The organism is Limosilactobacillus kribbianus, assembly GCF_026413145.1.
In the GTDB taxonomy this organism is placed as follows: Bacteria; Bacillota; Bacilli; order Lactobacillales; family Lactobacillaceae; genus Limosilactobacillus; species Limosilactobacillus kribbianus.
In genome coordinates, this window is the sequence record NZ_JAOVYZ010000002.1 from 53,597 (window position 1) to 74,263 (window position 20,667).

15 protein-coding genes and 2 pseudogenes are annotated in these 20,667 nt (G+C 51.4%); 7 read left to right on the forward strand and 10 right to left on the reverse strand.

Annotation, left to right across the window (positions count from 1 at the left end; all coding sequences use genetic code 11):
* Window positions 1–1,499: 1,499 nt before the first annotated feature.
* The 4 genes and pseudogenes from OCT58_RS10450 to ezrA form a co-directional block, all read right to left on the reverse strand.
* Window positions 1,500–1,616, reverse strand: a pseudogene (locus tag OCT58_RS10450) (YSIRK-type signal peptide-containing protein); the annotation flags it as partial.
* 357 nt (window positions 1,617–1,973) lie between these two features.
* Window positions 1,974–2,189: a hypothetical protein gene (locus OCT58_RS00905; RefSeq protein WP_267200945.1), complete on the reverse strand. Its 216-nt coding sequence runs from the start codon at window positions 2,187–2,189 to the stop codon at window positions 1,974–1,976.
* Between the two features lie 117 nt (window positions 2,190–2,306).
* Window positions 2,307–3,233, reverse strand: coding sequence for an Rpn family recombination-promoting nuclease/putative transposase (locus OCT58_RS00910; protein ID WP_267200946.1), 927 nt, complete (start codon window positions 3,231–3,233; stop codon window positions 2,307–2,309).
* A 183-nt stretch (window positions 3,234–3,416) separates the two neighbouring features.
* Window positions 3,417–5,117 (reverse strand): septation ring formation regulator EzrA, encoded by a 1,701-nt coding sequence (ezrA, locus tag OCT58_RS00915; protein ID WP_267200947.1) that lies wholly within the window; start codon window positions 5,115–5,117, stop codon window positions 3,417–3,419.
* A gap of 324 nt (window positions 5,118–5,441) precedes the next feature.
* On the opposite strand from ezrA, the gene rpsD reads away from it, so the two are divergent.
* The gene (gene rpsD, locus OCT58_RS00920; protein WP_267200948.1) at window positions 5,442–6,047 is read left to right on the forward strand and encodes a 30S ribosomal protein S4; all 606 of its coding nucleotides are present in this window, start codon (window positions 5,442–5,444) and stop codon (window positions 6,045–6,047) included.
* Between the two features lie 602 nt (window positions 6,048–6,649).
* Here rpsD and OCT58_RS00925 read toward each other — a convergent pair.
* Window positions 6,650–7,875: pseudogene (locus OCT58_RS00925) on the reverse strand (MFS transporter).
* Window positions 7,876–8,014: 139 nt separating this feature from the next.
* Window positions 8,015–12,304 (reverse strand): 2-hydroxyacyl-CoA dehydratase, encoded by a 4,290-nt coding sequence (locus OCT58_RS00930; protein WP_267200949.1) that lies wholly within the window; start codon window positions 12,302–12,304, stop codon window positions 8,015–8,017.
* 159 nt (window positions 12,305–12,463) lie between these two features.
* Here OCT58_RS00930 and OCT58_RS00935 point away from each other — a divergent pair, with 159 nt between their 5' ends.
* On the forward strand, window positions 12,464–13,069 hold the full coding sequence (locus OCT58_RS00935) for a TetR/AcrR family transcriptional regulator (RefSeq protein ID WP_267200950.1): 606 nt from the start codon (window positions 12,464–12,466) through the stop codon (window positions 13,067–13,069).
* 37 nt (window positions 13,070–13,106) lie between these two features.
* Here the strand turns inward: OCT58_RS00935 and yaaA are convergent, their stop codons facing one another.
* On the reverse strand, window positions 13,107–13,853 hold the full coding sequence (gene yaaA / locus OCT58_RS00940) for a peroxide stress protein YaaA (RefSeq protein WP_267200951.1): 747 nt from the start codon (window positions 13,851–13,853) through the stop codon (window positions 13,107–13,109).
* Window positions 13,854–14,100: 247 nt separating this feature from the next.
* Here yaaA and OCT58_RS00945 point away from each other — a divergent pair, with 247 nt between their 5' ends.
* The 5 genes from OCT58_RS00945 (at window position 14,101) to OCT58_RS00965 (ending at window position 17,881) form a co-directional block, all read left to right on the forward strand.
* Window positions 14,101–14,841 (forward strand): DUF6198 family protein, encoded by a 741-nt coding sequence (locus OCT58_RS00945; RefSeq protein ID WP_267200952.1) that lies wholly within the window; start codon window positions 14,101–14,103, stop codon window positions 14,839–14,841.
* 103 nt (window positions 14,842–14,944) lie between these two features.
* Window positions 14,945–15,430: a YueI family protein gene (locus tag OCT58_RS00950; RefSeq protein WP_267200953.1), complete on the forward strand. Its 486-nt coding sequence runs from the start codon at window positions 14,945–14,947 to the stop codon at window positions 15,428–15,430.
* The gene (locus OCT58_RS00955) at window positions 15,430–16,734 is read left to right on the forward strand and encodes a replication-associated recombination protein A (protein ID WP_267200954.1); all 1,305 of its coding nucleotides are present in this window, start codon (window positions 15,430–15,432) and stop codon (window positions 16,732–16,734) included. The genes OCT58_RS00950 and OCT58_RS00955 overlap by 1 nt, the downstream gene beginning before the upstream one ends.
* Before the next feature lie 291 nt (window positions 16,735–17,025).
* On the forward strand, window positions 17,026–17,319 hold the full coding sequence (locus OCT58_RS00960; protein WP_267200955.1) for a hypothetical protein: 294 nt from the start codon (window positions 17,026–17,028) through the stop codon (window positions 17,317–17,319).
* A gap of 67 nt (window positions 17,320–17,386) precedes the next feature.
* Window positions 17,387–17,881, forward strand: coding sequence for a universal stress protein (locus OCT58_RS00965; RefSeq protein ID WP_267200956.1), 495 nt, complete (start codon window positions 17,387–17,389; stop codon window positions 17,879–17,881).
* A 114-nt stretch (window positions 17,882–17,995) separates the two neighbouring features.
* On the opposite strand, the gene OCT58_RS00970 is transcribed toward OCT58_RS00965, so the two are convergent.
* From OCT58_RS00970 to OCT58_RS00980, 3 genes are all read right to left on the reverse strand, one after another.
* Window positions 17,996–18,838 (reverse strand): helix-turn-helix domain-containing protein, encoded by an 843-nt coding sequence (locus tag OCT58_RS00970; RefSeq protein WP_267200957.1) that lies wholly within the window; start codon window positions 18,836–18,838, stop codon window positions 17,996–17,998.
* Window positions 18,839–19,072: 234 nt separating this feature from the next.
* Window positions 19,073–20,203: a D-alanine--D-alanine ligase family protein gene (locus OCT58_RS00975; RefSeq protein WP_267200958.1), complete on the reverse strand. Its 1,131-nt coding sequence runs from the start codon at window positions 20,201–20,203 to the stop codon at window positions 19,073–19,075.
* 152 nt (window positions 20,204–20,355) lie between these two features.
* Complete coding sequence (locus tag OCT58_RS00980) at window positions 20,356–20,655, reverse strand: glycine cleavage system H family protein (RefSeq protein ID WP_267200960.1); 300 nt, start codon at window positions 20,653–20,655, stop codon at window positions 20,356–20,358.
* Between the last annotated feature and the right edge of the window lie 12 nt (window positions 20,656–20,667).

Here is a 20,667-nt window from a genome sequence, read left to right on the forward strand (position 1 = left end):
TCGCCCCAAGCGCCCTTATATAAGTTTCCAGTTTTGACACCAACAGTAGCACTAAGAGAATTATTAGCTCCTTGAATTAAAGCGGCTCCAAAATATTGATATGCGCTATTTGTGTTATCCCATTGCGATGTATCAGTTAAAGTTAAACCATTTTTTGTGGCAAATTCTGCCCATTTAGAGGCTTTTTGTGGAATACCGCCATTTGCAAGGTCTGTTGTATAGTCACTGTAAGCTCGTCCATCTTTATAAATCGTAACAACTGACCCTGCTAGCTGAACAGTTTTTGTACCATTAATTCCTTTAACCCATTGAACAGTTGCCGGCTGTCCTTTGGTACCGTCCATAATATAATTACCATTTTGATCAACATATTCGGCATTTTGCGATCCTAAAGCATAGTACGAATTAGGACTAAGCGATATTAATTGTCCTTGATCATTATAGAATGTATCTGTCACATCTAATTGCGAAATCCCCCCAATGTCTATCCCATTAATTGGGGTTCCTCTAAAGTCTAGCCATATAAGACCATTAGGTGATGTATTTGCAAAATGTACATTAGATAACGTCCGTCTTATAAATCCAATATGCTGCTTTCTTCCAGTACTATCGATGACATAAGAATTAGAGCCAAGATTGCTATATGTAGCTTCTGCTATAATTCCCTTATAAGTTTTTTTAACATAATCATTAAAGGGTAATTCCAAGGTTACAATTGTAGTATCTTTACTTCGATATTTTTCTAAATCCAAAGCAAATTTTACATCACATTTAACATTTGAAGCATTATTATCAATAAATAAGTGTTGATCCGCGGTTCTAGCATATAAGCCATCGGTATTATAGTTTTTGCTCTTCCAGTCGTTGTATTGCTGATCAGCATTCTTAGCCGTTGTGTTAATCTGATCAACTTGGTTCTTATAATCCGTAGCAGGATCTGCTACCGTTTGATCCGCATCTTTCGTAACCGCAATAAAGGGATTATTCAATGCGGCATTAACCGCACTGTCAATTGCGGTATGATCCGCAGCGGCCGACTTTGCTACATTAGCACTTGCCACCGCACTGGTGTAGTTTTTGGTCAGACCTTGAATGTTTTGGGCCTGCGACTGTTCATTCTGCTCAAGCTGGGTTTTCGCCGCTGAAGCAGCAGAATACGCCACAGTGCTTGTAGAAGTAGCTTCTTGAGTCGGCTGCCAGCCTGCTTGCGTTGCATCACTAACAGCATTGCTCAAAGCACTATGATCAATTGCAACTGCACTCGTCGCTTGCGACTGACTGCTTTGAGCCGATGTGGCACTTGCTTGGCCGGAATTTGAAGAAGAAGCATTGGTTGCTGCTTGCTGTGGTGTCGTTGAAGTCGGAGCAGTTGTCCGCAACGCCACGGTATTCCCTACTTCAGCGCTATTTGCTGGCGTCACCTGATTGGTCTGATCGCTATTCGCATTATTAGTATTCACCTGATCAGCGTTAGCGACCGGCGTGTTGGCGCCAAAATACAAGGTTGTTCCTAATAAAACGGAAGTTACGCCAATCCCCAGCTTCCGCAAGCCATAGTGCGGCACCCGGTGCGAGTGCATAACTTCCCTCAAATATGTGTTATTTTTCGAAACCATATTCTCAACTCCCCTCGAGAATTTCAGTTATCACTAATATTTGACCACAAACCTAATATAATTAAATTCATAGTTTTCAAGTCCATTTTAGAAAAAATAGCAAGTTTTTTCATCACTAAATTTATAATAGAATCGATGCTAAGATTTGCGATTTACGATCAATTCGCGCTGGGGAGCGTCTTTTACGCAGCGGCCGCAAATTAACTGAACCACGGGAAGTGTTGAATTAGTTTCGTGCAATATGGAACTTCTTTCATATGATAACGTTCAAAAAGCCGCGCTCGCCAAAATACTGGCCAGCGCGGCTTAAAACGATGCAACATATTTCCGACTACTTAAAAAGCCTTTATGACTGCTTTAGCGGACTTGTTCTACATAATGCTGGGCATCTTCATAGGAAAGATGGTAAATCTCTATCAGTTTGTGGACAATCTTTTCATCATCAAGCTTAAGGGTCGCTAGTGCTTTGGCTGTTCCTGCAATTCCTTGCCCAAGCCCTTGGTTTTGTCCCTTCTTCACTCCAATTGCCACGCCTTCATCTTTAGCATCGATTAAATCCATCTCGTACTTCATAAAGATCCGCCGCCTTTCTGGATCACGCTTGATCCGCTCTCCGCTCTGCTAAAATTAGCATAGCATAAAAGAGCAAAGCAGCCATGGAGAAAAATCCTTCATGACCGCTTCACTTCCTTATCGTACTTGGTTTACATAATGCTGAGCCTCATCATAAGAGAGCTGATAAGTATCCATCAATTGGTGGACAATCGTCTCATTATCTAATTTCAGACTAATTAACATTTTAGTTGCTGAACTGATTGCTTGTTTACGTCCCTCTTTGATTCCTTGTTTGCGGCCCTTCTTCAAGCCGATCGCCTCACCATTTTTAAGGCCCTTCTTCACTCCAATTGCCACACCTTCATCTTTGGCATCGATTAAATCCATTTCATACTTCATAAAGATCCGCCGCCTTTCTGGATCACGCTTGATCCGCTCCATTTTCTCGTAAATTCGTTCCGCTAATTCATCTCCCGGCGTCCGCTCGTTGTACATCAGCCGGAGGAATCCCTTTAGCCCTATCTTATCACGAAAATCAGATGTTTTGGCATTAAAGAAGAGCTTGTAGCGCCCCGGCGCCGACGACAGCGACAGTTGCCGCAAACAGCGTTCGTCAAAGGAATAATCTGGAAAATCGAGGCCATAGTAATCAAAATCACAGAAGAAAACCACGTAGACTGGCAAGTCGTTAAATTGCTTGTAGTCGTCGCCCGGTTTGAGGAGCTCAAAATCAGCCTGGTCCAGGTAATGGCGCGCCCGGCTGACCAGGTTGTGATTGTTCTTCACCTGCATTTCCAAAATATAAGTCCGCTTCTGATCGTCGCGAACATAAACATCAAAGCGCGGCGCCTTCACCCCCAGCATAGTATTAACTTGCTTTTGCGTCTCAACCTGTTGGACGTGTTGGATATTTAGCTGCGGGAAAATCCGTCGCAACACTTCCAGACAGATCTGATTGTCCTCCATCACCATCCCAAACATCCGATCATCGGCTAGGGTGAGGTGTTCCCATTTGGTCGAAGCGGCTTGGAGTTGCGCTTCCCAACTCGTTGATTGTGCCATTGCAGACCCTCCATTTATCTATTCGGCGGACGCTTTGTCCCCCTAATATATAAAGACGTAAGAATTGCCCAATTGCACGAAACTTTTTTAATTTTTACTCCTGCCATTGGTAAACCAGCCTATTTTGAAATCCAGAAAATAAAAAGCACCACCAACCCGAATTGGCTGGTGATGCACTCATCGCTACTCCTCATTGATTTCCTGGTAGTAGCTGTCTTCAATTCGTTTGTAGCTGCCCGGTTCGACCTCTTCCAGGGCCGTGGCAATCGTCTCTAGGCTGCCCGCGTAGTTGTATTGGTTGTACAACTCCTGCGACTTCTGGGCCGCCTTGACGACCTTTTCGTTGTCGGCAAAACGGTTGGCATACTGTTGGAGTCGCTCAGTCAGCTCGGCGCTGTCCCGCAGGTCGTTGGTCTTGTCCTGCAGGCGTTCTAGGTCTGTCTCCACCATCAGCAGTTGCTTGGTGACGTTGTCCATGTTGACCTTGTACTCACTAAGTTCGGCGGCCAGCTTTTTGATCTCATCGCTGACACCGAAGAAGTAGTCCATGTAATCCTGGGAAATCCCCGGTAGGTTCATCTGCTCAACCTGGCGCCGAATCGTCCGAATCTGGACGGAATAGTGCTGGAGCATCTGCTTGGCCCGCTGCTCATCGGTCTGGAGCTTGGCTACCTCGTCATTGATCTCGCCCTGCTCCTTTTCAATGTCGATCAGGCTCTGGCGATTCTCCTTCTGCCGTTCCAGAATCTGACTGTAGACCGCTTCGTTATTTTTAATCGCCTGCTGGTCCTCGTTGTACTGCTTGACGATCGTCTTGATCTGCTCGTTTAGCTCCCGTGTCTTTTCAAACTCATTGTTGTTCAGGGTGTAGCTGAGACTAAGTCGATCCAGTTCCGCCATCAGTTCGTTGTTCTGGTGTTGGGCGTGCTGAGTAAATTCAGCCATGACCCCGATCATGTGAACGGCCTCGCGCCGGGCATCCAGCTCCTTTTGCATAACGGCGTACAGGTGGTCGATCGCCTCGGCCAGGTCCTTGTTGGCCTGCTCAACCACGTCCAAGTGAAGGTCTTGCAGCTGCTTGGTAGTCGCCGTCAGCTTGGCCTGAAGCTGCTTGATCTGCTCATCCAGCTTCGGCTCCGTGAAGTGATAGTGCTGCTTGGTCAGGGTTGCGTAGCCGCTAGCCAATTCCGCCAGTTGGTCGGGGAATTCGGTGACCAGTGGCCGATAGAGCTTCGGGACGGTCTTCAATTCCTTGGCCAGCTGCTCGTTGCCAGCTTGCAGGTCGGTCAGGATCTCTTGAGCCGCGCTGGAGTCACCCTGCTTGGTCAATTCAACGAAGCGCTCGTACTGTTCCTCAAGGTCGGCCAGTTCAGCATTCAGCTTCTCGCTGCTCTCGCCGTATGCAAAACTCTTTTCGTTTAATTGTTGGTGAAATTCGCGGTAGCGGGCCCGAATCTGCTCAATCGCCCGCTGCTGGCTCCGACTCTGCTGCTTGAGGTGGTTCAGGGATCGCTCAACCTTGCCCTGGGCAGCCGTGGTCTTGGCCAATTCGGCTCGGAGATCATCCAACGGCGCCTTGATCGTCAGCAGCTTCGTTGTCCGGGCCGCCTGGACCAGGTCTTGTTGGGAAGCGGCGATGGCCTTGAGCTGAGGCACAATTTTCTCATTGTATTCATCGTTGAGCTGGTCAAAGTCTTTCTTGGTATCCCCAGTCAGCTGCAGTTGGCCAAGCTCTTTTAACTGCTCGCCCAACTTTTGATCGACGAGCTTGTGTTGGGCATCCTGAATCGTCTTCAGCTGGGTCAGAATGCGGCGCTGGTACCAAACGATCCCGCCCAAGACCAGCAGAATCACGATTAAAACAACAATTAAAATCTGAAACATGAAATCTCCACCTACAATTAAGATTGACCAAATAGCCGTAATACTAGGTGAATTATACCATAGCTTGGCCGTATATTCCGGCTCTGAATGGATAAAATAAGAATTTTACCAGCAAAGTAATTGACGTTGGTGCCAAATGCATTGTATACTGGTTGCTGTGTAAAATAATGCAGCAGTGAGGGACAAGCTCGTCAACAGACTGGTGCCGCATGGTGTTTTTAGTAACCCAGCTGCAAGGGTGAAAAATTCAAATCAGCCTGCACGAATGTCAAGCTCACAATCGGATTATTTTACTCCAACAAAAATTATTGGAGGAATTTATTTATGTCTCGTTACACTGGTCCAAGTTGGCGTGTTTCTCGTCGTCTTGGCGTTTCACTTTCAGGTACTGGTAAGGAATTAGCTCGTCGGCCATACGCCCCTGGTGATCACGGTCGCGATCGTCGCGGTAAGCTGTCCGAATACGGCACGCAACTGCGTGAAAAGCAAAAGCTGCGTTACATGTACGGCATGACTGAGCGTCAATTCTCAAACCTCTTCGTTCGTGCCGGCAAGATCAAGGAAGGTACTCACGGTGCCAACTTCATGGCTCTGCTGGAACGTCGGCTTGACAACATGGTTTACCGTCTCGGTCTGGCTACTACTCGTCGTCAGGCTCGTCAGCTGGTTAACCACGGTCACATCACCGTTGATGGCAAGCGCGTTGACATCCCTTCATACGAAGTTAGTGTTGACCAAGTCATCGGTGTTCGTGAAAAGTCCAAGAACCTGGACGTTATCAAGAACGCTGTCGACGCCGTTGTGGCTCGCCCATCATACGTTGACTTCGACGCTGACAAGCTCGAAGGTAAGCTGAACCGGATCCCAGCCCGTGAAGACATGGACGCCGAGATCGATGAAGCCCTCATCGTTGAATTCTACAACAAGTAATCTCGATTACCTGTTGTTAACAAAAAGACGTATTTCCATCATTGGAGATACGTCTTTTTTATATACTTATGGCATTTACCGAGCAAATCAACCTCGCTGCTAATATCGGTGCAAACTCAGTTAAAATTGCACTGATATTAAAAAAGGGCGTTTACTAGACGCCCAAGCTACCGGTACGACCAAAAGTAATCAACTGAGGTCATTTTGCATCACCGGTGTATTAATCTTGATACTGTTATTATAGCATAAATAACTTATGGTACAATAATTAAGCGCACCGGGGACCTAATCAATCCTTACTAAGCGCAAGTTCGGAGGTGACTCCCTTGCATTGGTGTGTATTAATCTTGATCGTGCCCAGCAAGCACTTAAAAAAACTAATTAAGTGGCTGCTCAAGTAGCACCCTTGGCGCCCTTTCTTCGGAGAGGGCGCCTCTTTATTATCCAAATCAATTGATCAAAATTAAATTTTAAGCTTTTAAGACCCGATCAATCCACAGTTTCACGCAGTCTTGCACAAATCTGTAAATTTATCGGGTCTACAATGTTAAAAAGGCCGTGCGTTCAAAAATCGCACGGCCTTTTGTTATTCAAATCTTAAATTAACGGGTCAGTTTCCGCATCCCCGGCAATGATTGCATTACCAAGAACGAAATAATGTAGAGGGCCGATAGAAAGCCCATTGTGACCGCCAGGCTGTAATGATCCATCAGCAGGCCGATGACTACGGAAGAGAAGCCGCCGATTGCCCGGCCGACGTTCATGATGATGCTGTTGGCAGTCGAGCGAATCTCGGTTGGGTAGAGCTGGCTGATCACCGCCCCGTAACCACCAAACATTCCGTTGGAGAAGAAACCGATCAAGGCACCCGCGAGAATCATCGCCAACGCGCTCTTGACCATCAGGATCGTAAACATGACCGAGGCGGAACCGATCAAGAAAATTCCGAATGCCCAGCGTGGGCCGAAGTTATCCATGATCGTGCCGAAGACCATCATCCCCAGGCTCATCCCGACAATTGTGGCGATCATCCAAATCGACGAGCCAGAGACCGACAAGCCCTGCTGCTGTTGAACAATCGATGCAACCAGTTCATCAACCCAAAGTAGCCGGCAATCTGGACAATCGTCATCACCATCAGCCCCAGCGTCTGCAGGGCAAGGGCCGGGGTCGCAAACAGGCGGCTCACCGCGATCTTCTCGTGGGTCTTAGCAGCCCGAGCATGGGCACTGATGAATTCCTGGCTTTCGTGGACGTGGCGTCGAATGAAGAAAGTCAAAATTACCGGAATCACACCCAAGAGGAAGAGGGCGTTCCAGCCAAACGCCGGAATGATGTAGGCGGCCATCACCGCCGCAAAAATTGCCCCGATCTGCCCACCAATCGCTGCAACCGAGGTCAGACGCCCAATCACGCCCGCTTCGAAGTTCTCTGCGATCAGGGCAATCCCGACGCCGGATTCACCACCGGCACCGATCCCGGCGAGGAAACGCAGGGTATAGATCACCGGCAAGCTGTGGGCAAAAAACATCGCCGCCGTGGCGAAGGCAAAAATAAAGATCGTATAGGTGAATGTTTTGACTCGCCCGATACGATCGCCGACAAGTCCGAAAATGGCACCCCCTGCAAGCATCCCTAGATTGGTAATTGAACCGATCCAACCGGCTGCTGCACTGGAAATGTGCAGCTCTGCGATGATCGGGGCAAGCGCAAAGGAAAGAAACATGATGTCCATATTTTCTAGTGAAAAGCCGGCCGCCGTGGATGCCATCACCCACTTCTGGTTCTTTGTCATTGCGCGCCCAATTTGCGTACTTGTTCTTTGCATATTTAATTAACCTCCAAAATGATGCTCGCTGACATCTTTTATTTTGTGTTTGTGTCATTATGTCACGTTCAACTCATAAATGCAAATTGGCCCTACCAAAAAAGCGCCGCGACATTCCTGTCGTGACGCTTTTAATCAATTATTCAACTGTTTCTGGTACCTGTTGGTCTTCGGCGGCCTTCTTCTTGGCGGTCGCCATCATCAGCCGAATCCGGTTCAGCTGGTTGACCACGGAGGCACCTGGATCGTAGTCGATCGGCATCAGGTTGGCACCCTTGTATTCACGCCGCAGCTCCTTGAGCATCCCCTTGCCGACGATGTGGTTCGGCAGGCACCCAAACGGCTGCATGCAGACGATGTTCTTGACGCCGGAACGCAGGAGTTCCACCATTTCACCCGGCAGGAACCAGCCTTCCCCGGTCATGTTCCCGAGGGAAAGCACCGGCTTGGCACCGGCAACGACCTCGTCCCATGGGGTAATCCCCTCGAAACGCTTGGAAGCCCGCAGCGCCTCGTCCATTGGCTTTTCGGCCTGCTTGATCAATTTGAGCAGGACCGCTGCGAAGAGCTCCGAACTCTTCTTGGCGCCCAGGTGCTGGTGACGGTAAACCTGGTTGTAGAGCGAGTAGTTCATGAAACCGACGATGTCTGGAACGACTGCTTCGGCCCCCTCGGCCTCCAGCGTGCCGACAATGTCGTTGTTGGCAATCGGTGAGTACTTGACCAGAATTTCACCGACAACCCCGACCTTCGGCTTAACAATGTCGCGCAGCGGAATGGTGTCGAAGTCGTGAACGATCGCCTGAACGTTGCGCTTAAATTCCTTAAAGCTGCCGTTCTCGACGTTTGGCCGGACCCGATCTAGCCAATCGGCGTAGAGGGCGTTGACCGCGCCCTTCTCCACTTCGTACGGCCGGGTGTGGTAGACGAGTCGTTCGAAGAGATCCCCATAGAGGAAGGCAATCGAAACCCGCTTGATTAGCGGCAGGGTGAAGGTGAAGCCCGGCGTGGACTCAACCCCCTGGTTCCCCAGCGAGATCGAAACAACCGGTACCTGTGGGAAGCCAGCGTCCTTCAAGGCCTTCCGGATCAACGGAATGTAGTTGGTTGCCCGGCAGCCACCACCGGTCTGACTCATCATCACCGCGGTATGGTCCAGGTCGTACTTGCCACTCTGCAGGGCCTCGACCATCTGCCCGATCGAGATGATCGCCGGGTAACAGGCGTCGTTGTTGACGTAGCGGGTCCCGACATCGACCGAGCGCCGGTCCTTGATCGGCAGGTTGACAACGTTGTAGCCAGATGCCTGGAGGGCAACGTCGACCAGGTTGTGCTGGTGAATTGGCGACAGCATCGGCAGCAACAGGGTGTACTTTTCTTTCTTCATTTCCTTGGTGAACTTCACCGGAACCGGGTTGTCGAAGAGCTTCTCCGGGTGGATCTGCTTTTCGGTCCGTTCCTTGATGGCGGCCTTAAGCGACCGGATCCGGATCCGGATGGCACCGAGGTTGTCCCCTTCGTCAATCTTCAGGCAGGTGTAGAGCCGGTTGTACTGGTTCATGATTTCCTCAACCTGGTCGGTATCGATGGCATCCAGGCCACAGCCGAAGGAGTTGAGCTGAACGAATTCCAGTTCCGGCGTTTTGGCCGCGATCCGCGCCGCCGCGTAAAGCCGGGAGTGGTAGGACCACTGATTGACGACCCGCAGCCCCTTGACATCACCCAGGTGGGCAATCGAGTCTTCGGTCAGGACGTGGAAACCAGCCGCCGTGATCATCTGGGAAATCCCGTGGTTAATCATTGGGTCAAGGTGGTATGGCCGCCCCGCAAGAACAACCCCGTGCTCGCCCTTTTGCTTGAGCATCATCAGGGTGTCCTCACCCCAGTTATGGATCTTCTGGTGAAAGTTGTCCAGTTCCTGGTAGCCGGCCTCCAGCGCCTTCTTGACCTCCGGCTTGGTGACACCAAGGTCCTTGAAGCACTGGTAGAGGTTTTCAGCGGTTGACTCGTGGTCGGCCAGGTTCAGGAATGGGTCCCGGTAGTCGACCTTGCCGCTATGAATTTCGTCGACGTTGTTCCGGATGACCTCCGGGTAGGACTGAACGATTGGGCAGTTAAAGTGGTTGTTGGCCGCCTTCTTTTCCTGGAGTTCGTAAACAACGGCCGGGTAGAAGATCCGGTCGACGTGGCGGTTGGCGATCAGGGCCATGATGTGACCGTGCACGTTCTTGGCTGGGTAGCAGACCGTGTCGGACGGAATCGTCTCCATCCCCTTGTCATACTGCTGCTTGGTTCCCTTTGGCGACAGGATCGTCCGGAAGCCGAGTTCCTTAAAGAAGGTTGCCCACAACGGGTAGTCCTCGTACATGTTGAGGACCCTCGGCAGACCGATCGTTCCGTGGGTGGCAAGCTTGCTGCGCAACGGCCGGTACTTGAAGAGCTCCTTGTACTTACGCTCAACCAGGTTGACCTTCCCGTTGTTGCGCGGTGCATCGCCGTGAATCCGCAGTGCCCGGGCCTCACCCCGTTCACACCGGTTCCCGGTGACGAACTTGCGCCCGTCGTTAAAGATCGTCAGCGTCAGTTCACAGTTGTTGGCACAGCCCCCGCAGTGCATGTATTCCTTTTCAAAAGAGAGATTTTCCATCTCATCAAGGGACAGCAGGCTGGTGTGGTCGCCCGCCTGGTAATTGTGCTGGGCAATCAGGGCCGCACCGTAGGCCCCCATCAGGCCAGCGATGTTTGGCCGAATCACGTCGACCCCGGCGATCTTTTCAAAGGCCCGCAGGACGGCGTCGTTGTAGAAGGTTCCCCCCTGGCAGACGATGTGGTCGCCGAGCTCGTCGGCACTACGCATCTTGATCACCTTGAAGAGGGCGTTCTTAATGATGGAGAAGGACAAGCCGGCGGAGATGTCGCCGATCTTAGCCCCTTCTTTTTGAACCTGCTTAACCTTGGAGTTCATGAAGACCGTGCACCGGGAGCCGAGGTCGGCCGGGTGCTTGGCCAAAAGCGCCGCCTGGGCAAAGTCACGGATGTTGTACTTCAGACCGGAGGCAAAGGTCTCCAGGAAGGAGCCGCATCCGGACGAGCAGGCTTCGTTCAACTTGATATCGGCGAGGGCGCCATTCTTGACGGTCATCGCCTTCATGTCCTGACCACCAATGTCCAGGATAAAGTCGACGTCCGGCTGGAAGTAGTGGGCCGCCTGGTAGTGGGCCACCGTTTCTACCTCACCCAGGTCGACGTTCAAGGCGTTCTTGATCAGGTGCTCACCGTAGCCGGTCACGCAGGCCTTACCGATCCGGACGTCATCGGGCATCTTGGCCACCAGGTCGTGCAGCATCTGCTTGGTCTTTTCGAGCGGGTCCCCGTCGTTGTTGTCGTATTCGGTGAAGAGCAGCTTGTGGTCAGCAGACATCAGCACGATCTTGGTGGTCGTCGAACCGGCATCGATACCAAGGAAAGCCGTCCCGTGATAGTTCGCCAGGTCGCCGGATTCAACCCGATCCTTAGCATGACGCTGGCGGAAGGCGGACAGTTCGTCCTCGTTCTTAAAGAGCGGGTCCAGCGAGTGGGATGGTGCCAGAACGGAGAAGTCACCGTTTTCCAGCAGGTCCAGCAGGATGTTGAGCGACAATTCGGGTTGGTCTACGGCATAAAGGGCCGCACCCTGGGCAACGAAGAGCTGCGGATTCTCGGGGAAGATGACCTCCTCGTCCGTCAGGTGGAGGGTCTCAATGAAACGGTGCCGCAGCTGGTCCATGAAGTAGAGTGGGCCACCTAAAAAGGCAACGTGGCCGGCAATCTTGTGCCCAGCGGCCAGGCCGGAAATCGTCTGGTTGACCACCGCCTGGAAGATGCTGGCGGCGATGTCTTCCTTGCGGGCCCCGTCGTTGATCAGCGGCTGGACGTCGGTCTTAGCAAAGACCCCGCACCGGCTGGCAATTGGGTAGATCTTTTCGGCGTTGCGGGCCAGCTTGTTCAGGCCGTCCGCGTCCGTATCCAAGAGCACCGCCATCTGGTCGATGAAAGCCCCTGTCCCACCGGCACAGCTCCCATTCATCCGCTGTTCTAGTGAATCGCCGAAGAAGGTGATCTTGGCGTCCTCGCCACCGAGCTCGATGGCAACATCGGTCTCGGGGATCAGCTGCTCAACCGTCTTGGTACAGGCGATCACTTCCTGGATGAACTTCAGCTGCAGCAGGTTGGCCAGCCCGATCCCACCGGAACCGGTGATGGTAAACGAAATTGGCCGTTCACCGCCCAATTCGCTAATTGCTTCCTTAATAACCCGTTCACTAGCAGCCTTAACATCCGCGTAGTGCCGCTCGTAACGGGAGAAGAGCGTCTGATGATCGGCGTCCATAACCACCAGCTTAACGGTGGTCGAACCGACATCAATTCCGCCAAAGAGTTTTTCAGTCATCTTAAATTCCTCCCGATATTTTTCCAACAGTGTGTATAATATTAATAAGTATATTTTTTATCAAAAAACGGCAACATTCAATCGTCAAATTTTTGCCGTCTGTTTGTTAGAAAACAGATCCCGACATTGTGTTGGATTAGATTGAAAGGAGTAATTTCGATGACCCTACAGGAAGATATGCGGGTGCGGCGGACGAAGCAAAACATCATCAACGCCTTCATCGCCCTCACCAAGGAAAAAGATATCGACGCCATTACGGTTCAGGAGATTGCGGAGAAGGCGATGGTCAACCGGGCAACCTTCTACGCCCACTACCACGACAAGCAGGATCTCTACAATCAGATTTTTAACCAGGCGATCGGTCTCTTCACCCCCCTGCGCAACCCCCTGCTCTTCTTAAACCGCAAAGTGATGCTCACTAAGCTGGAGAAGACGTTGACCAAGGTCCTTGAAGACTGCGCTGCCAACCGTGACATCCTGCTCCTGATCATCGACGGCACCCCTTCGCGCACCCTCCAGCAACAGCTCAAGCCGGTCCTTGCCGCGAACATCAGCGGCGTCCTAAAACAGTTCGGCATCGACCAGGAAAGCCACATCCCGCTCGACCTGGTTATCACCTACATCCTGGCGATCTTCACCAACGTCCTCTCCTGGTGGCTTCACGACGGCCCGGACCACCAAATCGACGCCCGCCAACTGGCTCACATGTTCGTCGAGCTGGCCCTCTATGGTCACATGCACGTCTTGGGACTGAATCCTGAATAAGAAAAGTGGCAACCACGCAGAATGGTTGCCACTTTTTCTATTCCTTCGTAAAGGCAAGCCGCTCGGCAGTCGAATACTCCGGCCGGTAATGGTAGCCGGCAACGTCAAAAGCCTTTAGACCGTCCAGACTATCAACCGCATTTTCCGCCAGGTAGCGCACCATGTCGCCCCGGGCCATCTTCGCCCGGGTGGCTTTTTGCTTAACCCGATCACCGACCACCTCACCGAAAAGGCAGGTCACGAAGCGATCGCCGGGCTGGAGGTAAGGCCGCACCGCCTTTTCGTATTCCTTGGAGGCCAGATTGATCACCAGATCGTCATCACAATACAACTCCTGATAGAGCCGGTCACCCCAGAATTCGTAGAGGTTCTTCGTTCCGTCGACATGGGCCCGGTCCCCCATCCCAAGGCGGTAAGGCACGATCCCGTCAAAGGGGCGCAGGAGACCGTAAAAGCCGGACAGGATTCGGAGATGTTTTTCGATATAGTCCAGGCCCCGGTCGGAGAAAACATCGGGGGCCATTGCCTGGTACTGCAGGCCGCAAAAGGCAATGATCGCCGGGGTCAATTCCCGGGTCAGGTCCATTTCTTGAAGCCACTGGTAGTTGGTCCGGGCCAGACGCGTGCTGCAATGCCACCACAGCTCGTGCAGTTGATCATAGGTCTGGGTCCGCATCCAGGCCAGAATCTGCCGGGCCTGGGGCAAAAATTGCGGCAGGTCCTGGTAGGGCAGCGAGTCGGTATCGACCCGCATCGTCCGGGCCGGGGAAATGATGATTTTCATGGGCACGTCCACCTTTCTTTTCCTCTAGATTACCAGTTTCAAAAATTTTTTCAAAAATTTTCTTCGTGTATTAAATCACGTGTATGTCAACCGGTTAGCATATATGATCATTAATAAATTTATAGCAACTATTTCATTGCGCCAAAGCAGATTGACATCCTCCGACCAGCGTTGTAAATTAAGCTCCGAGAGATGAGTGAAGAGCTTCACGAATTGATTGAGAGAGATAAGAGAAGGAGTGTTTTAAATGGAAAACAGCATTCCAGCAGAAGGCCAGATCGGGAAACGGACCATTTCCCTAACGGCTAGCTGGGCATTTTTCGGCTTCTCCATTGTGATTAACTCGATGGGGAACGTTTTGACCCTGGTCACCAGTTCACACATCCATCCCCAGTTTCTGGGGTCGGCCTACTGGACGGCGGCCGAGAATAACCTGGGACTCGCGGTCTTAGGCGACAACTCGATGACCCTCTTTTGGGCCTTCATGGTACTGGGGATGTTAACCTCAGTTTTGAACGCGATCCTAATGCACAAATGGGACTGGAAGCGGATCGGCGGCAACTTCATCTTCATGCTGCCGTTCTCGGTCTTCATCCAGTGGTTCTCCAACATTTTTAATAAGATCATGCCGGACGCTTACGGCTTGCCAATGATCATCCTGTACGTCCTGGTGAACTTCTTAGGGGTTGCCCTGATTGGGACCGCCATTTCGATCTACCAGCGGGCCAACCTGGTTCTGCACCCGGCCGACGACCTCTTCCAGATCATCCGTTTCCGTTACTGCCACGGTAATGCCACCGTCGCGATGTGGCTTTCCTACATTCCGCCGACAATCATGGCGATCATTGCGGCCGTGATGCAGGGCGGCCTCTACAACTTTGGGCTCGGGACCCTCTTTGCCCTGGCCTTTCAAGGCGCCATCACCGGGTGGGCCGACAAACACATTTTCCCAAAGCTGACCCACCAGGCCCTCGACGTTGGTAACTAAGTCTTTTTAGCAGCTTGCTTTTGGCAGGCTGTTTTTTTATTGATTGAAGATAGAAACTGTTATAATCAGGGGGTAACTACTCAGTAGAAAGGACGATTAATTAATGACGGAAAGCGAAAAATCGTTGACCCGGCAGCACATCGACAATGCCATCTATGGTACGCCGAAAATTAAACCCGACGAGCAGCGTAAATACCTCGGAACCTTTCGTGAACGGGTCTGCCTGACCATCAGCGTCCAGGAACTGCGCACTCAAAACTGGCAGGTCGCCCTGGTCGAAGAACTCAACCGGGGGATCGGCAACCTGGTCTTCTTGAACGGCAATCTCCCCCACGAAGAGATCCACCCCTACCTGCTGGCCACTAACCAAAACGGCGGCATTTTTACCATGAAGACCGATCCTGAATTCAAGACGGACCCTGACTCCCTAGCCGTGGTGGTCGCCGCCAAGACGGCCGTCTACCAATCCCCCGTCGACGTTGCCAAGCGCTATCCTCAGCTAGTGGCTAAGGAAAGTTCATCCGCAACGACCGCGACACCCAAGCATGGCTTCTTTTACCGCCTCTTTCATGGAAAGGAGGAGGGATAATGCAGCAGCCCCTCGCCTACCGCATGCGGCCCCGCACGCTTGAAGAGGTCGTCGGCCAGCAGCACCTGCTCGGCCCGGGCCAGATCATCAACCGGATGGTTAAGGCCAAGATGCTGTCGTCGATGATCCTCTACGGGCCGCCGGGTACCGGAAAGACCAGTATCGCCAGCGCCATTGCCGGTTCGACCAAGTACGCCTTCCGTAAGCTCAACGCCGCTACCGACACTAAGAAAGATCTCCAGGTCGTGGTGGAAGAGGCCAAGATGAGCGGCACGGTCATCCTGCTGCTCGATGAAATCCACCGCCTTGATAAGGCCAAGCAGGACTTTCTCCTCCCCCACCTTGAGAGCGGGCGAATCATCCTAATCGGGGCCACCACCGAGAATCCCTACATCAGCATTAATCCCGCCATCCGCAGCCGGACCCAAATCTTCCCGGTCCATCCCCTGACCGCAGCTGACATCAAACTTGCTATTGAGCGGGCCCTGGCGGATAAGGAGCGGGGCCTGGGCGAATTGCCAATCGTGCTGGACCCAGCAGCCGAAGAACAGCTGGCCACCGCCACGAACGGTGACCTGCGCAGCGCACTCAACGGACTAGAGCTGGCAGCCAAGTCGACCGATCCAGCTGAAGACGGTCAGATTCACCTGACCCTGCCGATCATTGAGGAAAGCGTCCAGAAGAAGGCGCTCGGCGCGGACAAGGATGGCGATGCCCACTACGACGTCATTTCGGCCTTTCAAAAATCAATCCGCGGTTCTGATACCGACGCCGCCCTCCACTACCTGGCTCGCCTGGTGGAAGCCGGCGACCTGCCCAGCATTGCCCGCCGACTGATGGTGATCGCCTACGAAGACATCGGCCTGGCTAACATGCCAGCGGTCCAGCGCGCCGTCACCGCGGTCCAGGCCGCCCAGCAGTTGGGCTTCCCCGAGGCCCGGATTCCCCTGGCGGACGCGGTGATCGAACTCTGCCTCTCCCCCAAGTCGAACTCGGGGATTGAGGCAATCGACTCTGCCATCGCAGCCGTCAAGCAGGGCGGCTACGGGGAGGTCCCTGATCACCTCAAGGATGCCCACTACAAGGGGGCGGCCAAGCTCGGCCACGGGACCGACTATGCCTACCCGCATGACTATCCCCAGGACTGGGTGGCCCAGCAGTACCTGCCTGATCGGATTAAGGATGCCCAGTACTTTCATCCCAAGCAAAACGGCGCCTTCGAAACGGCTCTTAATCGGCAGTATTGGCAATTGCGCAATGCTCAGCGCCGCGCCCTACACGGTCAGCATCATCCGAAGAAATGATTGCCTATTGATCTAAAAGATGCTAACATATAAATGGAAATTCTGTAGTGTACGCGTTGTCTAAACGCAGGTTTGCCTTACAGTCTTTTTACTTTGGGACTAGTGTCTTGTCTCTTCAACAACATGCCTTTTCACTTGGTAGTTGACGATTAGGCAGCCGTGTCCCACCTGTCTTACACACAGGTCAACACTGAATGACAATTAACGGCACCAACGGAGTTTTCGTACATAAGGCGCGGTGATAATTAACTTTGTCACCGCGCTATTTTTATACCAAAGGAAATGAATACCATGCTCTTATCAATTTTCGTCACCCTCTTTGCCCTGATCGCCCTCTTTGAAGGGGTCTACTTCTTGACCCACCTTCACAAGGCCTTCATGATCTTTGATCCCAACGCCAGCAGCTTTGTCCACCGTCAGCTCCAAATCTGGGGCGTGATCATGACCGTCCTCGGCCTGATCACCCTCGTGGCCGCCTGGACCAACTCGATTGCCTTCATCGTCATCATGGTCGTCCTCGGCTGCATTTTGGAAACCCAGATGGCCTTCTCAATCACCAGCGAATTCCGGGCAAAGAATCGCTGAGGATGCTTTACGCCGATTCTTTAGAAAGTGTATAATAAGGTAAAAGGATTATGAGGAGGCAGTAAATATGGCACAAGAATATAAACACATTTTGGTTCCAGTTGATGGATCCGCCGAAGCTGAATTAGCCTTCAAGAAGGCCGTTGCCGTCACGAAGCGGAACGGATCTGACGCTGAGCTTCGTCTGCTGCACGTCGTTGATACCCGGGCTTTCCAAAACATCTCAAGTTTTGACACGTCGATGGTTGAACAGGTTACCGACACTGCTAAGAAGACGCTCGACAAATACATCGAATACGCTAAGAAGGACGGCGTTGAAAACGTCAGCTACTCCATCGAATACGGTGCACCAAAGACAATCATCGCCCGTGACGTTCCAAAGGAAATGAACGCCGACCTGATCATGATTGGGGCCACTGGTTTGAACGCCGTTGAACGGATTCTGATTGGTTCCGTCACCGAATACGTTACCCGGATGGCCGTTTGTGACGTCCTGGTTGTCCGGACCGATCTCGACAACAAGCCGATCGAAAATCCCAAGAAGAACAACAACAAGAAGTAAAATCATTCTTCATTAAAAGGCCCCATCATTCGGCAATGCCGGTGATGAGACTTTTTTGATACCACTCAAAAAACGCCTGGTAACACAATCGTTATCAGGCGTTTTAATGCTTCTCTAGTTTAATTTTGCCAGTTCTTTTTGAATGTCCTCTTCCATTAAAGTGCCGTGCCGGGCAATGCTAAGGCTCTTGGCAACCTCCAAGGCTTCGCGGGCCTTATCGGTATTGTCCTTGGCAATGTAGGCCTTTCCTAGGCACAAGTAGAGTTCGTCTAAGAGGAAGAGTGAGTCGTGCTTGCGGCAAAGCTCAATCCCCCGGTTAGCCATCTCAATGGCACTGTCCGGGTCATCCAGGTTCAGGTAAAGATTGGCAATCTGATCATTGATCGAGGCCCACTGGTGGAGGCTCCCGATCAGCTTCTTATTGTCAATCAACTTCACTGAACGATTCGTCAGCCGAATGGCCCGCTCGCGATCGTGCCGCTTCAGGTAGGCCATCGCCATCCCGGCGGTCGTCATCGCCAGGTAGACATTGGCACTGGTGGTCGCAAACTGGGTCAGCACCAGCTCAAAGTTGAAGATCGCATCGTCAATCTGATCATTTTCAACTTGAACCATCCCCAACAGGTAGTAATAACGCTGCTTGTCGAAGTCGCTCTCCAAATTTTTAACCTTGACCGCGTCCAACATCTTTTCAGCTTGAGCGTAATTATGCGCGGTCAGGAGTTCATCAACCTGATTAAAGGTGTCATTGACTCCACTAACCTCGTTCTCCACAATCCGGTCAGTCGGAATGTTTAACCGTTCGCAAATTGCTGTTAAGATATCCATCTTCGGCAAGCGGTTTTGCTTTTCCATCAAACTAATCGTCGCTTGAGTACAGATTCCTTCGGCGAGTGCCGTCTGCGATAAGCCCCTTTTGCGGCGAATTTGCTTTAATACGTCTCCACGGAGTTTCATTGGTTATCATCCTCAATTATAATTATCTCTCTTAAGTCCACTTAAAACTAAGTACCATGACTTCAACCATTATTATAACACTAATTATAAAATGGTTGTTAGCCATGCGCTTTCGCTCTCGGTTGGGCCTACTGCCTATTGCCGGATTTATTGTTCAATTACAACAAAAATAGACAGGAACACTAATAATATTAGCATCACTGTCTACTTTAGACAATATTTCTTAAAAAAATTTTAATTAAACTTCTTCTGACCGACGTGCTCAGTGCCCAGTTCCTTGAATTCGTAGGTAATCTGGCTGTTGCGCTTGAATTCTTCCAGGCCAAGCTGGATCAGGCGGTCAACCAAATCGGAGTAACTGATCCCGGAAACTTCCCACATCTGCGGGTAAAGGCTGATGTTGGTGAAACCAGGCAGAGTGTTGGGTTCACTCAAGTATGGCACGTTATTCTCGTCAACCAGGAAGTCGATCCGGCACAAGCCCTTCATGTCGAGAGCCTTGTAAGCTTGCAGTGCCATGTCGGTAATTTCATCAGTCAGGTACTGTGGCAGCTTGACTGGCAGTTCGAAGACCACGCCACTGGCATCGACGAACTTGTTTTCGTAGTCGTAGAACGGATCGTCCTTTGGAACACGAATGGCCCCCAGCTTGGAAGCAATCGGGTGTTCGTTCCCCAGGATGGAAATTTCCACTTCCTGCGGGTTGGCAACCCCCTGCTCGGCCAGAACCTTGAAGTCGTACTTGAAGGCGTCATCCAGGGCGGCCTCGTACTCGTCGGCGTTGGTTACCTTGTGAATACCAACCGATGAACCTTGCTTAGCCGGCTTGATGAAGACCAGGTCGCCGAGTTGTTCTTCGATTGTGTCCCAGGAGTAGTCCGCGCGATTTTCCGGCGTCAGCAGAACATATGGCGTGTTGCGGATCCCGGCTTCGTTTAAGATCTTCTTGGTCAGGTCCTTGTCAAATGACATGGCGCTGGCCGCAATGTTAGAGCCTACGTATGGCTTATTCAATAACTTGAACAGGCCTTGGATCGTTCCATCTTCCCCAAGGTTCCCGTGAATGACCGGGTAGAAGAAGTCGATGTGCTCCAGCTCGTTTAAGGCCATGATTGGTGCCAGCGGCCGGTTGAGGTCCATCTTCGCATAGGCGTCAGCAACCACCTTGTCTTCAGGCTCACCATCAAAAATCCGTTGCGAAGCTTCATTGTTCAGCAGAATCCCGTCCTTGGTAAACATGAACAGGCTAATATCATACTTATCCTTGTCGAGTGCATCATAAATATTGTGTGCTGAACGCTTGGAAACGTCGTGTTCGGAGGAATTGCCACCAAAGAGCAGGGCAACTTGTAACTTCTGTGCCATTTAGCATACCACCTTATCTTAAATTTTACTTATACCGTCTTTCTCAGAAACCTAAGTATAACATGATAGCGCTTGCTTGGCTACAAAAAAACGGAGAAAAGTAAACTTTTCTCCGTTTTTGATTATAGTGTTTTCCACGCAAGCTGAATTGCTTACTTGACTTCCACGATCCAGTTTTCGTTTTCGTCAGTGGAACTTAAGCCAGCAGGATCATCAACGATCTTGTCGTTAACCGCTACGATGGTCCCGTCGACTGGGCTATCCAGGTCGGTTACGGCCTTTTCCGCTTCCACGGAAATGAACTTGTCGCCGCTCTTTAAGCTAGCGCCCTTTGCTGGTACATCGATGAAGCTGATCTTGCCGAGGTCGTCACGACCCTGATCATTCAGTCCCACCCGGGTGTTACCGTTGTCGAGCTTCTTGGTCCAGAAATAGTTGTTCTTTGCAGCCATAATATAAATACC

Coding starts and splice junctions, on each gene's coding strand:
- OCT58_RS00905 (WP_267200945.1), bottom strand. CDS start 2,189: ATGAAGTACGAGATGGATTTAATCGATGCTAAAGATGAAGGCGTGGCA.
- OCT58_RS00910 (WP_267200946.1), bottom strand. CDS start 3,233: ATGGCACAATCAACGAGTTGGGAAGCGCAACTCCAAGCCGCTTCGACC.
- ezrA (WP_267200947.1), bottom strand. CDS start 5,117: ATGTTTCAGATTTTAATTGTTGTTTTAATCGTGATTCTGCTGGTCTTG.
- rpsD (WP_267200948.1), top strand. CDS start 5,442: ATGTCTCGTTACACTGGTCCAAGTTGGCGTGTTTCTCGTCGTCTTGGC.
- OCT58_RS00930 (WP_267200949.1), bottom strand. CDS start 12,304: ATGACTGAAAAACTCTTTGGCGGAATTGATGTCGGTTCGACCACCGTT.
- OCT58_RS00935 (WP_267200950.1), top strand. CDS start 12,464: ATGACCCTACAGGAAGATATGCGGGTGCGGCGGACGAAGCAAAACATC.
- yaaA (WP_267200951.1), bottom strand. CDS start 13,853: ATGAAAATCATCATTTCCCCGGCCCGGACGATGCGGGTCGATACCGAC.
- OCT58_RS00945 (WP_267200952.1), top strand. CDS start 14,101: ATGGAAAACAGCATTCCAGCAGAAGGCCAGATCGGGAAACGGACCATT.
- OCT58_RS00950 (WP_267200953.1), top strand. CDS start 14,945: ATGACGGAAAGCGAAAAATCGTTGACCCGGCAGCACATCGACAATGCC.
- OCT58_RS00955 (WP_267200954.1), top strand. CDS start 15,430: ATGCAGCAGCCCCTCGCCTACCGCATGCGGCCCCGCACGCTTGAAGAG.
- OCT58_RS00960 (WP_267200955.1), top strand. CDS start 17,026: ATGCTCTTATCAATTTTCGTCACCCTCTTTGCCCTGATCGCCCTCTTT.
- OCT58_RS00965 (WP_267200956.1), top strand. CDS start 17,387: ATGGCACAAGAATATAAACACATTTTGGTTCCAGTTGATGGATCCGCC.
- OCT58_RS00970 (WP_267200957.1), bottom strand. CDS start 18,838: ATGAAACTCCGTGGAGACGTATTAAAGCAAATTCGCCGCAAAAGGGGC.
- OCT58_RS00975 (WP_267200958.1), bottom strand. CDS start 20,203: ATGGCACAGAAGTTACAAGTTGCCCTGCTCTTTGGTGGCAATTCCTCC.
- OCT58_RS00980 (WP_267200960.1), bottom strand. CDS start 20,655: ATGGCTGCAAAGAACAACTATTTCTGGACCAAGAAGCTCGACAACGGT.